This window comes from Chloracidobacterium sp., assembly GCA_016715795.1.
In the GTDB taxonomy this organism is placed as follows: domain Bacteria; phylum Acidobacteriota; class Blastocatellia; order Pyrinomonadales; family Pyrinomonadaceae; genus OLB17.
Genome location: JADJXP010000002.1, coordinates 2,089,602 through 2,103,121, shown reverse-complemented (window position 1 = coordinate 2,103,121; position 13,520 = coordinate 2,089,602). Strand labels below are relative to the sequence as shown.

The 13,520-nt window shown below is 56.6% G+C and carries 10 protein-coding genes, 1 tRNA gene and 1 riboswitch; of the genes, 8 read left to right on the top strand and 3 right to left on the bottom strand.

Features of this window, described 5'->3' with window-relative positions:
* Window positions 1–41: 41 nt before the first annotated feature.
* The 5 genes from surE (at window position 42) to IPM59_14695 (ending at window position 4,119) form a co-directional block, all read left to right on the top strand.
* The gene (gene surE / locus IPM59_14715) at window positions 42–794 is read left to right on the top strand and encodes a 5'/3'-nucleotidase SurE (GenBank protein ID MBK9216819.1); all 753 of its coding nucleotides are present in this window, start codon (window positions 42–44) and stop codon (window positions 792–794) included.
* On the top strand, window positions 791–1,465 hold the full coding sequence (locus tag IPM59_14710; protein MBK9216818.1) for a protein-L-isoaspartate(D-aspartate) O-methyltransferase: 675 nt from the start codon (window positions 791–793) through the stop codon (window positions 1,463–1,465). The genes surE and IPM59_14710 overlap by 4 nt, the downstream gene beginning before the upstream one ends.
* Window positions 1,465–2,148: a VTT domain-containing protein gene (locus tag IPM59_14705; GenBank protein MBK9216817.1), complete on the top strand. Its 684-nt coding sequence runs from the start codon at window positions 1,465–1,467 to the stop codon at window positions 2,146–2,148. The genes IPM59_14710 and IPM59_14705 overlap by 1 nt, the downstream gene beginning before the upstream one ends.
* A 71-nt stretch (window positions 2,149–2,219) precedes the next feature.
* Window positions 2,220–2,296 (top strand) — tRNA-Pro (locus IPM59_14700).
* 173 nt (window positions 2,297–2,469) lie between these two features.
* Entirely contained in the window at window positions 2,470–4,119 is a 1,650-nt protein-coding gene (locus IPM59_14695; protein MBK9216816.1) for a hypothetical protein, read from the top strand.
* Here the strand turns inward: IPM59_14695 and queD are convergent.
* The 3 genes from queD to IPM59_14680 form a co-directional block, all read right to left on the bottom strand.
* Complete coding sequence (queD, locus tag IPM59_14690; protein ID MBK9216815.1) at window positions 4,109–4,495, bottom strand: 6-carboxytetrahydropterin synthase QueD; 387 nt, start codon at window positions 4,493–4,495, stop codon at window positions 4,109–4,111. The two genes, IPM59_14695 and queD, sit on opposite strands and share 11 nt — an antisense overlap.
* A gap of 236 nt (window positions 4,496–4,731) precedes the next feature.
* A complete protein-coding gene (gene tnpA, locus IPM59_14685) occupies window positions 4,732–5,187 on the bottom strand; it encodes an IS200/IS605 family transposase (GenBank protein ID MBK9216814.1) in 456 nt (151 codons plus the stop codon).
* 73 nt (window positions 5,188–5,260) lie between these two features.
* Window positions 5,261–7,273 (bottom strand): ATP-dependent DNA helicase, encoded by a 2,013-nt coding sequence (locus IPM59_14680; GenBank protein MBK9216813.1) that lies wholly within the window; start codon window positions 7,271–7,273, stop codon window positions 5,261–5,263.
* A gap of 78 nt (window positions 7,274–7,351) precedes the next feature.
* Between IPM59_14680 and IPM59_14675 the strand changes: the two genes are divergently transcribed.
* From IPM59_14675 to IPM59_14665, 3 genes are all read left to right on the top strand, one after another.
* On the top strand, window positions 7,352–11,359 hold the full coding sequence (locus IPM59_14675; GenBank protein ID MBK9216812.1) for a M36 family metallopeptidase: 4,008 nt from the start codon (window positions 7,352–7,354) through the stop codon (window positions 11,357–11,359).
* Window positions 11,360–11,397: 38 nt separating this feature from the next.
* Window positions 11,398–11,508: riboswitch (cobalamin riboswitch) on the top strand.
* 104 nt (window positions 11,509–11,612) lie between these two features.
* On the top strand, window positions 11,613–12,527 hold the full coding sequence (locus tag IPM59_14670) for a cobalamin-binding protein (GenBank protein ID MBK9216811.1): 915 nt from the start codon (window positions 11,613–11,615) through the stop codon (window positions 12,525–12,527).
* Window positions 12,500–13,510 carry an iron ABC transporter permease gene (locus IPM59_14665; GenBank protein ID MBK9216810.1) on the top strand — a complete coding sequence of 337 codons (1,011 nt, stop codon included), beginning with the start codon at window positions 12,500–12,502 and terminating at the stop codon, window positions 13,508–13,510. The genes IPM59_14670 and IPM59_14665 overlap by 28 nt, the downstream gene beginning before the upstream one ends.
* Window positions 13,511–13,520: the final 10 nt, after the last annotated feature.

Here is a 13,520-nt window from a genome sequence, read left to right as displayed (position 1 = left end):
AGGCGGCGACGCCGAACACCTTTTCACTTTTTCTTTTTTTGATGATCCGCGAAAGGCCACGTATCCTGCTCACGAATGACGACGGTTACCACTCCGAGGGCATTATCGCGCTCGAGGAAGGCCTAAAGGTGATCGGCGACGTTTATGTGGTCGCGCCGGAATCAGAGATGAGCGGAGCGGCGCACAGCCTGACGCTGGCGCGTCCGCTGCGTATCCGTCAGCTCGACGAGCGCCATTGGACCGTGGACGGCACGCCGACGGACTGCGTGACGTTGGCACTGAATCAGATACTGCCGCCGGAACTCAGGCCGCACATTTGCTGCTCAGGCGTCAATCACGGTGCAAACCTCGGTGATGACGCGACCTATTCGGGAACAGTAGCCGGAGCGATGGAGGCGACGATACTCGGTGTGCCGGGCCTTGCCTTCAGCCTCGTGGCGTATCGCGACCACGACTTTACAGAATCCGTCCGCATCGCTCACGAGATCACCGAGAGAGCATTGAACGATGGCATTCCGGACGGAACTCTGCTCAATGTGAACGTGCCGAAGGGCGTGCCTTCGGGTATTCGAATAACAAAACAGGGCTTTAAGTCGGCACGGCCCGTTATCAGCGAACAGATCGATCCGCGGGGCAAGCCGTATTACTGGATCGGCGAAGTGCGCGAGGGCTTTCGAGCGGAGGGCGGAACGGATTTTGAGGCGATCGACGAGGGTTATGTCTCGGTTACGCCGATGCGCAGCGACCTTACGAGCCATACGGCACTAGAGGCATTGAGAAGCTGGAATACATGAACGGTACGGCTCGTATCACGGACGAGATGACGATGCAGCGGCTGAGAATGGTCGAGCGGCTGCGGGGCCATTACCGGATCGGCGACGAACGAGTGCTCGACGTCATGGCGAAGCTGCCCAGGCATCTGTTTGTTCCCGATGCGATAAGGCCGCAGGCATACAATGACAGCGCTCTTCCGATCGTCAGCGGCCAGACCATCTCTCAGCCGTTCATTGTTGCGAGGATGACCGAACTGCTGGAACTGACCGGAACGGAGAAAGTTCTCGAGATCGGTTCGGGTTCCGGTTATCAAACGGCTGTCCTGGCGTCGCTGGTGCGGAGAGTTTTTGCGGTAGAGCGGCTGCCTGCCCTTGCTGCGACGGCCCGGGAACGGCTCGAAGAGATTGGATTCCGGAATGTTACACTTAAGGCCGACGACGGCACCGAGGGCTGGAATGCGTACGCACCCTACGACGCGATCCTGGTCGCAGCGGGCGGCCCTGAAATACCGGAGCCGCTGGTCACCCAATTGAAGAGAGGCGGACGATTGGTCATACCCGTCGGATCGGACCAGAGATCACAAGAGTTGATCCGTGTGGTTCGCACCGAGACAGGGCGGCGAACCGAGAACTTTGGCCCGTGCGCATTCGTCCCGTTGATCGGCGAACACGGTTGGGAAAGTAAGAACTAATGGAAACAATTTACGATCTTATTCACTATTTGAATCCGAAGGTTTTGATCGACACACTGCTCGGCATCTTTGGCAACTGGGTCTATCTCGCGCTGTGGTTCATTATCTTTGCCGAAACAGGCCTCGCCGTCGGGTTCTTTCTTCCGGGCGATTCGCTGCTCGTAGTTTCCGGCCTGTTTGCCGCGGCGAATAAACTGAATGTGTTTCTGGTCTTGATCTCTTTCTTTTTGGGTTCAGTGATAGGAGACAACACTGGTTATTGGACCGGTAGAAAAATGGGCCATGCTCTATTCACTCGAGAGGACTCACGGATCTTCAAGCCGAGCCGTGTAAAGAAAGCTCACGAGTTCTTCGAAAAGTATGGGCCGAAGACCGTGATCCTGGCCCGCTTCGTTCCGATAGTCCGGACCTTTGCTCCGCTCGTGATCGGGGCGGCGGAAATGAAGTATTCGACGTTCCTCACATACAGCATCCTTGGCGGGCTCCTGTGGATCAATAGCATGGTGCTGGCCGGCTATTTTCTCGGCGGTGTTATTGAAAATGCGCTGGGCATCAAGCTCGAAGACCACATTGAAAAAGTTGTCATTGTGGTCGTATTTCTATCACTGCTTCCGCCGATCATTGAGTTCTTAAAGCACAGGTTTGTCAGGAAGAACGTAGTCGTCTCAGAACCGCCGGCCTGAACGGGCTTTGCATCGTCAGGATCGACTTGCAGTATATTGAGCAGTAACCTAAACTCTAGTACTTGACTTATCGGGGCGTGGCTCAGCCTGGTAGAGCGCACGGTTCGGGACCGTGAGGTCGGAGGTTCAAATCCTCTCGCCCCGACCAATTTAGTGATAAGAGAAGCTTCATTTGAAGCTTCTTTTTTTGCGCCAAAATGTGACATTCATCACAAATTTTTGGTGAGTTTTGTGATAAAGAGAGACCGATATGACAAGGGGAACTTAAGCGGCCGGATGTTTCGGGCGATTTAGGCATTTGTTTTTTGGAGGAACGAAGCGATGAGGACACATATTCTAAAGGTGGCCCGGCAACTCCCGGTTGTGGCGATATTTCTATTTGGTTCGGTCTCAATGGCGAGCGTCGGGACCTTGAGCCATACATTTGAGAACAAGACGGGCAAGACGGCGTATGACCTGCACATAAAATACAACAGGCAGGCAAAAGTTGTCAGCCAGGACCCGGAGGCATTCGACAAGGTCGATGACGGCGGCGAGGCTGGGAGTAATATTGTTGATCTGTCGAAAGGTTCGGTCCTGAACGGCGACAAGGTCAAGGTAAAGGCCGAAGCCAAATCCGGCGATCTCGAGATCAATAAGTGGTGGTGGACAGATAAGGACCACAATCGAATTGGCAAGGAATATGACGGGTGCCAGGCCTCGGACGGTTGCAGTTCGGGCGCTTCGGACCCTGTCGGCAGCTCGGGTGTGGTTTCAACCGGGTCAGGCCTGACAGATGTGATATTTGATCTGCCGCAGGCGAAGGTAACAGTTCATCTGCCGGATGACATGGCCGCGGGAGACACCATCTCGGGCACCGTGATCGCGGAGCCGAAAGCGGGATACGTCCAGGACAACTCGCCAAACGCCGAGACGCTCACGGGCGTCGTTGTCGACCTCGGTGACGGGCAAAAGGTGCCGGTGTGCGATCCTTGTTCGGCACTACGCTCGTTTGTGTTGCCCCACGTTTTTGATCAGCTAGGTAGGGTGATAAATGTTTCGCTGGTTGGGCCAGGCCGCAACACGATCACGAAGAAGGTGCCGGTGCAGCCTGCAGGGGTATTAGCCACAACGGACCCAAACATTCCTACATTTGCACAGACAGGCCATCCATTGCCGATATCGGGCCCGTTTGATGGCAATTCGTCCAACACGCTAAGCACGATCGGATCCCAACAGGCCGTGATACTCGCTGAGTCACGGAGAAAGTTGATCCTTAGGACCCCGGGGAACCTGACTGGGCCAGTGCAGGTGAGCGCTACTGATAATGGCAAGACCACGTCCGGACAGGTGCGGATACTGAGCGTTCAGTTGACCTCGCAAAAGACCAAGCTGAAGAGTGGCGAGGAAACGAAAGTGCACATGGAGATCAAAGGGCTGAAGGGTGAGAAACGCAACGTGCCGGTCCGCCTTGTGACGACGGGCACCGCGAATATGCAGGGCGGCAACCAGCAGGACATCACCATCGCACCCGGCCAGATATCGTCCGCCGGGACCTTTGTTAAGGACTTTACACTGGTTGGCACGTCGACCGGGGCCTTCAGCGTAACCGCAACGGTGCAAGCCAACCCACCAACTGTCGGAAGTGACGGGAAATGCAAATGCGTGTGCGAGTTTGCAAACCCGGAGATCATTACCGCGGGGACAAAACAGGTAAAAGGCGGATGGCAGCACTCGTTTGAGCCCAACATGAAGAACGCGGCGTGCAATGGCAATCAGTGCAGCGTCGCAAAGATCGACTACGCATGGTCGGTAGGCTCCGGCAGCACCGCGACCTACACGATCGTCGGCGGCATCTCGACGGCCAAGATACTTACGATCGAGGCGACCAAGGCGGGTACGGTCGATCTATCAGTAAAGGTCACGGTCACGTGCAGCGACGGCACATCGTGTTCGGCAACAGGGAGCAAGAGCTTCAGGGTCAAGGCATAATTGTGTAGGTAGCGACGCTCGTCGGCGTTTCAAAACACCTGACCTTATATACGTTCACGCGCTCATCGGCGACGCGTGTGTTGAGGTATTCGAGAAAATAGCGCGCAAGGTTTTCGGCCGAGGGATTGAGTTCTTCGTCAAAAGGTGGCAGTTCGTTGATGTTGCGGTGGTCGAGATATTTGACGATCTCGTCCGCCGCATCTTTTAGGTCGCCAAAGTCGATCAACAGGCCGATGTTGTTCAGCTCCTCACCGCGGGCATAGATCTCGACCTTATAGTTGTGCCCGTGCAGGTTCTCGCACTTTCCCTTGTAGCCGCGCAATTGATGAGCGGATGAGAAATTGCGTTCGATCATTACTTCGTAATACGCCGACATAGTATCAAATCGCTAAGCACCGAAGGTGCGGCAGTAATTCAGCTTGGGGCATCGCCCCAAGAAAACGATAACCGAACAAATTAGAGCCGCAACGCGGCGACGTAATCTCTTCGCGACACGTCGCTCTCCGATATTCATTACGCCGCCGCGTTGCGGCTCGATTTTTGATATCGTTGCCACGAGCTATATTACGTCGCACCTTCGGTGCTGGGAATGCGTCGCGGTGGCATTGCCATTCAATCCCAAACGTACCGTTCATCGTATCCGATACCGTGTTTCTCAAGGAACCCAATAAACTCATCTTCAAATGTCTTTTTTTGATGATGTTCCTTCTGGTTTTCGATGTACTTCTTTACCGCCGGGACACTAGATTTGCTCACCGAAAAGGCCCCATAACCAGTTTGCCACTGAAACGGGGCAAATTCCTTACCCTTAGTTTTTATCCATTTCGAACTGCGTTTCTTTATCAACTCGATGACCTTAGCGATCGACCAGATACGAGATAGCGCAAGCAGAATATGCAGATGATCCTTGTCACCACCGATAATGACGGCAGGCGAATGACATTCATCGTACAGGATCTTGGCGACATAGGCGTAAAGCTCGGGTTCGATCTTTTCGGAGATTAAGGGTTGGCGGTGTTTAGTGGAAAACACGATGTGTATGAACAGATGAGCGAGTGATTGGGGCATCTTGTTTTACTCCGCCGCGTTGCGGCTTGCCTCCATCTGGGACGTCATGCCAGGGACGATGTCCCTGGCTAGATTACGTCGCACCTTCGGTGCTTTGTATCAAAAAACTTTCGAGGTCATTAGTATCTCCTGTTATCCGCATTCGCGGCAAGCTCGCCAGGAAATCGCGGCCGTAGCCTTTCGTCCGCAATCGCGGGTCGAGCACCGCTATCACGCCTCGGTCGGTGCGGCTCCTGATCAATCTGCCGATGCCTTGTTTTAACGCGATGATCGCCTGCGGCACGCTGTAATCGACAAACGAGCGGCCACCGTTCTCGTCGATAAATCGACTGCGGGCAGCTACTAGCGGGTCACTGGGAACGGCGAAGGGAAGCTTGTCAATTATCACGCACGAGAGCTGTTCGCCCCGGACATCGACGCCTTGCCAGAAACTTTGCGTCGCAAAGAGCACCGCATTCGGCGTCGATCGAAACCTCTCAAGCAGGCCCGCCTTTGACATCGATCCCTGCAGCAAACAAGGATAATCGATCCTCGACCTCACTAATTCGTAGAGTGCCGTCATGGACTGGTTGCTGGTGCACAGGACAAAGGCATGGCCGCGCGTTGCCCCGAGGATCCGCACGATCTCGGTCGCCGCCATCGGCGTGAACTCGGGCGAGCGTGGATCGGGCATTGCCTTGGGCAGATACACGATCGCCTGATTCTCGTAGTCGAATGAGGACGGGGCGATGAGCGTGTTCGTTTTACCGGCGGCCAGGCCCAGACGGTCACGGATAAAATTGAAACTCGAATTTGTCGCAAGCGTCGCTGACGTCAGAACGCACGTTTCGACCTTGTCAAAGAGCTTTTCGTGGAGCAAGGCAGAGACATCGACGGGTGAAGCCTGTAGGAAGATGCCGCGTCCGCGACGTTCGAGCCAGTAAACAAAATTGCCGTCGCGCTGTCCGACAATGAATACCAGATCGAATCGTGCCTGCCGGACCCTGCGAACGAGCGACTCAGCCTCGGGGATCTTTTCGGAATAAACGTCGATCTCAGAATCGAGCCGCTTGAGAGCGTCATCCAGGGCGTGAAGGGCCTCACCGAGCGGTGACGGCTGCGTCTCGCCTCCTTCCACAAACTCAACGGCGGCGTTCTCTTCGAGAGCGAAACGGCCTTCCATGCCGCGTCCTTGCCGAAAATTTAACCAAAATTGTTCAGCAAACCCGACGACACGAGCGCATGAGCGCATTATTGCCGAGGTGGCGATCGCGTCCGGTATCGGAAGGCTGTCGGCATCGCGGACAAGCTCGTCGAGCTGGTAATTAGAGACTTGGCAGCCGAAATAGTCCGCCGCGATGTCCTCGATCAGGTGAGCTTCGTCAAAGATGACTGCGCCGTAATCAGGTATCACCTTGCCAAACTGGTTGCCTCTCACGCTCAGGTCGGCGAAGAACAAGTGGTGATTGACGATAACGATCTCAGCCGTCTCGGCCCGGGCACGCATTCGCGTGATGTAGCACGGTTCGAAATCAGGGCACTTCTGGCCGATGCATGTCTCGCTTTTGGCATTTACCCGGCCCCAAAAAGATAGGTTCTCAGGCAGATATGTCAACTCGGCGCGGTCGCCGGTCGGGCTCGACCGGGCCCATTCGCGGACCTCGCGAAAATGGTCGATCTCATCGATGCCGTCGAGGATCGGTTGATCGTCCGATTTGCTGAGGCGATAGATGCAGGCGTAATTTGCCCGTCCTTTCATGTAGGCGGCCGTAAATTTTCCTGGGAATACACGCTGCAGGAATGGGATGTCCTTTTCCATCAGCTGTTCCTGAAGATTTTTGGTGCCGGTTGAGATAATGACGCGCGTCTTGCGGCTGATAGCCTCCTCGATGGCGGGCAGCAGATAGGCGAGCGTCTTACCGGTCCCGGTGCCGGCCTCGACGATCAGATGCTTCTTGTCGGCGAATGCGCGGCTGATAGCCGCAGCCATTTCGATCTGGCCCAAGCGGTGCTCGTAATGGTCATGAAATCGCGATATAACACCGTCGGGGCCGAAGACCGACTCGTGCGAGATGCCTGCTGGCTTTGCTCCTTTTTTAGCCGCCATTTCGTTGACTTGCGAGTGTCCATCTGGGACAATCATCGTTTCACCTATCTTAATGTTTTCCTGAGGTTATCCCGAATCATGACGTTGAATTCAAATCGCTCTGCGTTGCTGACCATTCTTGCCCTTGCATTGGTCGCGCTGGTTTTGTCAGTCCCGTTTCAGTGGCGTTCGCGCGCCGCGAACGGCCTTATCGAGAGGACATCGAGCCAGGTGCCCGAATTGCCTAACTACGATATCCGCTCGGACAAGAAGAAAGCCGATCAGATAGCTGCATTCCGGACGGCGGCCGGCAAAAGCGCATCGCAGGTCGCCGATCTGCGCGATGGCTTCGTCCGCGGCGAAGCGGCGTTGAGGCAAAGCGTCCCATCGCTCAAGATCGTCTATAACGACGACATCCGCATCCCAGAGGTGATAGGCCCGGACGTGCAATTGGGACGCGTGTTTTTGACGGCTCCGGCTTCAATCCAGCGGCCGCGCATCCTCAGCGATTTTCTCAAACAGAACACCGAATTGGTCGGAGCGACCGACGAGCAGATCGACGCCCTCAAGGTGACCGCAGATTACACAAATCCTGACGGCAACCTGTCATTCGTGGTGCTTGAGCAAGAGATCAACGGCATTCCGGTATTTCGCGGCGAGGTCAAGGCCGGATTTACCAAGCAAGGTGAGATGGTTCGTGTGATCAATAATCTTGCACCGGCATTGGACTACGGCTCTTTATCGACAGACTTCGGCGATCCGCTAACGGCGGTCAAGAAAGCAGCGGCGTTCATCAACAACGATGGTTCGCGATTGGATCTGCGATTCAACGCAGCCGACTCGACGGAGATCAAGGCAACGTTTGGGACAGGCGACTCGGCCACGACTGCTGAAAAGATGTATTTTCCGACCGAGCCGGGCGTGGCCGTGCCTGCGTGGCGAGTCCTGATATGGCAGCCGGTGAATGCGTTTTACGTCATCGTCGATGCCCGCACAGGCGTGATGCTTTGGCGCAAGAATATTACGGCAGATCAATCGCAGGCGGCGACCTATGAGGTTTACGCCAACCCGAACGCGATGATCCAGGTGGCGGACAATCCGTTCCCGATGACGCCCGGCCCGACATCGCCAAATGGCGCACAAGGGCCCGCTCTTGCTCGGACCTTGATCACGCGGATCGGTAACGAGCCGCCATACACATTCAATAACAACGGCTGGATCACCGATGGCGGGACGAAAACCGACGGAAACAACGTCCAGGCCGGACTCGACCGCGCTTCGCCGGATGGTGTCGATACCGACAGCGAAGCGACGAGTCCGACTCGCCTCTTCTCGTTCACTTACAGCCCCTTTGATCCAAACACCAACACGGGCGAGGCCCCGCTTCCGGCGACGCAGACATATCCGGGGTCGGCGTTCCAGCAAGGGACCGTCACGCAGCTCTTCTACATCACTAACTGGTATCACGACGAGGCTTACCGGCTCGGATTTACCGAAGCTGCCCGAAACTTTCAACATGTAAACTTTACCGGCCAGGGTAACGGGAACGATCGCGTTCGTGCCGAGGGGCAGGATTCGTCAGGATCGAACAACGCAAATTTCTCAACGCCTGCCGACGGCGGCCGCGGCCGCATGCAGATGTATCTATGGACCGCGCCAAACCCTGACATTGACGGCAACCTTGACGCCGATGTTGTGATTCACGAGCTAACGCACGGCACATCAAACCGCCTGCACGGGAACGGTTCAGGCCTCTCGACCCAGCAGTCCGGGGGCATGGGCGAGGGCTGGGGCGATTTCTTTGGCCACGCAATGCTCAGCCAGGCGTCAGATCCGATCAACGGCATCTACTCCACCGGCAGCTACGACACATATCTCAGCGGCCCCGGCGTGAACAATTACTATTACGGCATTCGTCGGTTTCCAAAGGCAGTGATGGCTTTCACGGGCGGCCCGAACAACCGGCCGCACAATCCGCTGACGTTTGCCGATGTAGATTCGACTCAGATGAATCTCAGCGATGGAGCGTATGCTCCGCGATTTACGGGCACCGCCGATCAGGTGCATAACCAGGGCGAGGTGTGGAGCACAACATTGTGGGAAGTCCGTGCAAAGTTTGTCGCCCGGCTTGGCTGGGAGGAAGGTAATCGAAAGACACTGCAGCTGGTAATGGACGGAATGAAGCTCGCGCCGCTCGGGCCAACGTTTGTTACGGAACGCGATGCGATCCTCGCGGCTGCTCAGGCGAGTTCGCGTGCTCCCGAAGCGGACGCCGATGTTCGCGATGTGTGGGCAGGTTTCGCTATCAGAGGCGTTGGCGCCAATGCGGCCGTTCTGGTGAACGGCAGCGGTGGCTCGACACGTGTCGTAGAGTCATTCGCGCTTCCTAATGTGACCCAATCGCCGACGCTCACCGTATCAGACGCGCAGGGCAATAACAACGGCTTTCCGGAACCGGGCGAACCGGTAACGCTTACCGTGCCGATCAGCAATGCGACTGGCGTTCCGGTCACAGCGATGACGCTGATGGTCGCGGGCGGAGGCTCAGCCAATTACGGCCCGATCGCGAGCGGATCGACGGTGACGCGAGACATGTCGTATACCGTGCCGGCGAACACGCCTTGCGGCAGCGTGCTTACGCTCAACTTTACGGGCGACAACAATATTGGCGCTGTCCAGTTCTCACGCACGGTCGTGATCGGTGCACCGACGACCACAGCTACCGAGAATTTTGACAGTGTGACTGCACCGAATTTTCCTGCGGGCTGGACGGCAACGCCGGTCGCGGGCGGAATCAATTTTGTGACCACCGCCACGAATCCGGATACAGGTATTAATTCAGCGTTCGCGGCCGACCCGACATCGGTCGGCGGCGGGACAGACCTTACGACCCCGGCCCTGCCGATCAGCTCTGCCGCCGCGCTCGTTTCGTTTAGGAACAGGTATAACACTGAAGACGGCTGGGACGGCGGCTTGCTTGAAGTGAGCGTCGCGGGCGGCCCATTCCAGGATATCGTCACCGCCGGCGGAGCGTTTGTCCAAAATGGCTACAACGGCTCACTTGGCGGCGGGACGAATAATCCGTTGTCTAACCGGCCGGCATGGACCGGTAACTCGGGCGGATACCTGACGACGATCGCGAGATTACCGTCCGCCGCAGCCGGACAGAACGTCCAGTTGCGATTCCGTTTTGGTGCCGACGACAATACGGCGCCTGCGGGCGGCGGGTGGAACGTCGATTCCATTATCATTTCGGGGAGTTTTACCTGCGCATCTGTCGCGGTCAGGTCGCGTGCCGATTTTGATGGCGACGGCAAGACGGATGTTTCGGTCTATCGTCCGAGTAACGGCGATTGGTATCTCGACCGTTCGACACAAGGGTTCCTCGGCACGCAGTTTGGCACGGCCGAAGATATTCCGACACCGGGCGATTTTGACGCCGACGGCAAGACGGATATCGCCGTATGGCGGCCTTCAGATGGCACATGGTATCGGCTTAACAGCAGCAACGGTGCCTTTGTCCAAACAAGCTTCGGGACCGCCGGTGATATTCCGCAGGCCGGCGACCGCGACGGTGACCAGAAGGACGATGTCGTCGTATTTCGTCCGACCGAGGGCACATGGTATTGGCAAAACAGCAGCAATAGCCAGTATGGCTCATCGCAATTTGGCCAGAATGGCGACTTGCCGGCCGCGGGTGATTACGACGGTGACGGCATTGATGACCTAACTGTTTTCAGGCCGTCGAACGGTGTGTGGTTCCGGGCAAACAGCACCGGTGGCTTCTATACCGTCGGTTTTGGCCAGAATGGCGATATGCCCGTCCACGCGGATTATGACGGCGACAACAAGGAGGACGTCGCCGTGTTCCGTCCGGCCGACGGCTTCTGGTATCGACTGAACAGCACAAATGGCCAGTTCGTCGGGGCACAATGGGGGATCAACGGAGATGTCCCGGTGCCGGGCGATTATGACGGCGACGGAAGCGACGACATCGGCGTATTTCGCGGTGGAGCGTGGTACATCAATCGCAGTACCGCCGGCTTTATGCAGGCGAATTTCGGCGTGCCGTCTGATACGCCTGTACCAAAGAAGTACATTCCGTGAGGCCGACGGTTTGACTTGCGCCCATTGAGGCGTAATAATTCCAACCTTGTTCTTTGAGTAAATAGTGTTCGATAGGGGAAGCGGGTGAAAGTCCCGCGCGATCGCGTCACCGTATAGCCGGGCAGCCTGATCGGACACTTATTGCCAAGAGAGATGTTTCGCGTCAAAACATCGCAGGCAAACAAGGTTACAATGCCCTGTTTTCCGCATCGTGGACGCGGAGAACAGGGCGTTTGCTTTTAAGGGACGAGGGATGAGGGATGAGGTAAGATACAGAACGAGCTTGGTGGCGCTCCTGGTGCTTGTCCTTGTGGGCTGCCAAAAACCGTCGGCAGTCGAAGCCCCCGAAACGAGTGCTAAGCCGATTCGTGTCGTCACCGACGATCTGGGCAGAACGGTCACCGTGCCGGTCAAGATCATGCGGGTTGTTTCGACTGCGCCTAGCGTGACCGAGAATATCTTCGCCGCCGGCGCCGGCGACCGTCTGGTCGGTGTCACGACATTCTGCAATTATCCTGTCGAGGCCAAGGCGATACCCAAGATCGGCGACACGATTACGCCAAATATGGAGTCGATCATCGCCCTCAAGCCCGACGTCGTTTTCGTCTCTACCGCGTCACAGATCGAGGCATTTACTCAGACGCTCGCTGACAACGGAATTGCGGTCTATGTGACGAACCCAACGTCATTCGATGATGTCATCGACGATCTTGGCAAGCTCGGCGACCTATTCGGCACGACCGATCGTGTCGGGCAAATGCTGCCTGAGCTAAAACGCCGCGTCGAGGCAGTGCAGGACAGTGTCAGGGGCGAAGAGCAGTTAGGCGTCTTTGTCCAGATATCGCGCGAGCCCTTGTTTACAGTCGGGAAAGGGTCGTTTCTCAACGTCCTGATCGAAAAGGCCGGCGGCCGGTCGGTAACGGTCGATATTGAGACGGCGTATCCAAAATTGAGCAAAGAAAGCGCCATTGCTCTCGAGCCGGACGTGATAATTATCTCCGAGAGCCCGGACAACGAGGGCCCGAACGAGGTCTTTCGCAACTCTCCGGCGTTGAAAAGCGGCCGCGTGTATAAGATAAACGCCGACCTGCTCTCGCGGCCCGGGCCGAGACTGGTCGATGCATTGGAGCAGATCGCAAGGTGTTTACACCCGGAGAAGTTCAACTGAGAACGGAAAGTGGAAAGCGGAAAGTTGAGAACGGCAAGCGAGCTATCAAGCTCGGCCTTGTCCTCGTCGGCATATTGACTATCGTGCTGATCGCGGCCGCGAATTTGGGCGCGGAGCGGCTGTCGATTTTTGATCTCAATGAGCAGCAGCGGTCGATATTGTTTGATATACGAATTCCGCGGATCCTGCTCGGTGCGTGTGTCGGGGCGAGCCTGGCTGTCGCGGGTGCGGGGCTGCAGTCGCTGTTGCGAAATCCGCTGGCCGAGCCTTATCTGTTGGGCGTATCGAATGGCGCCGCATTGGGCACGATGCTGGCGTTCGTGTTGTTTGAGAATCTGGAATTCGCACGGCCGGTGATGGCGTTTGCGGGCGCGGCATTAGCGTCGGTCGCGGTCTATCAGATGGCTCGCAGCCGGGCCGGGATGAATGTCGAGCGGCTCGTGTTGTCGGGCGTGATCGTCACGACCTTTTTGTCGTCAGTGATTGTGATGCTGACGACGCTGCTGGATGCCGCAAAGCTGCGGAGTTTTACGTTCTGGCTGCTCGGCGACCTGTCACAGGCGACGTTAAATGGTGTATATATTAGCTTTGCGGCGATGCTGATCGGTGTTTTGGTAATGACGTCACAGTCACGGGCATTGAACCTGATGATGATCGGCGAGCGTGACGCTTTTGATTTCGGCGTCGAGGTCGGACGTGTGCGGCTGCTCGTTTTCGGCGCGGCAAGTTTGGTCGTAGGTGCAGCGGTCGCGGCAAGCGGCTCAGTCGGTTATGTCGGCTTGATCGTTCCGCATCTGTTGAGAATGGCGGTCGGCAGTGACAATCGCCTTGTCGTCCCGTTCTCCGCCATTGCCGGTGCGATCTTTGTAATTGCGGCCGATACGGTCGCGAGGACCGCGATAGCACCGAGGGAATTACCGGTCGGAGCGGTGACAGCGTTGATAGGGGCACCGTTGTTTATCTATCTGCTGAGGAGAAATTGAGGCCCTCGCC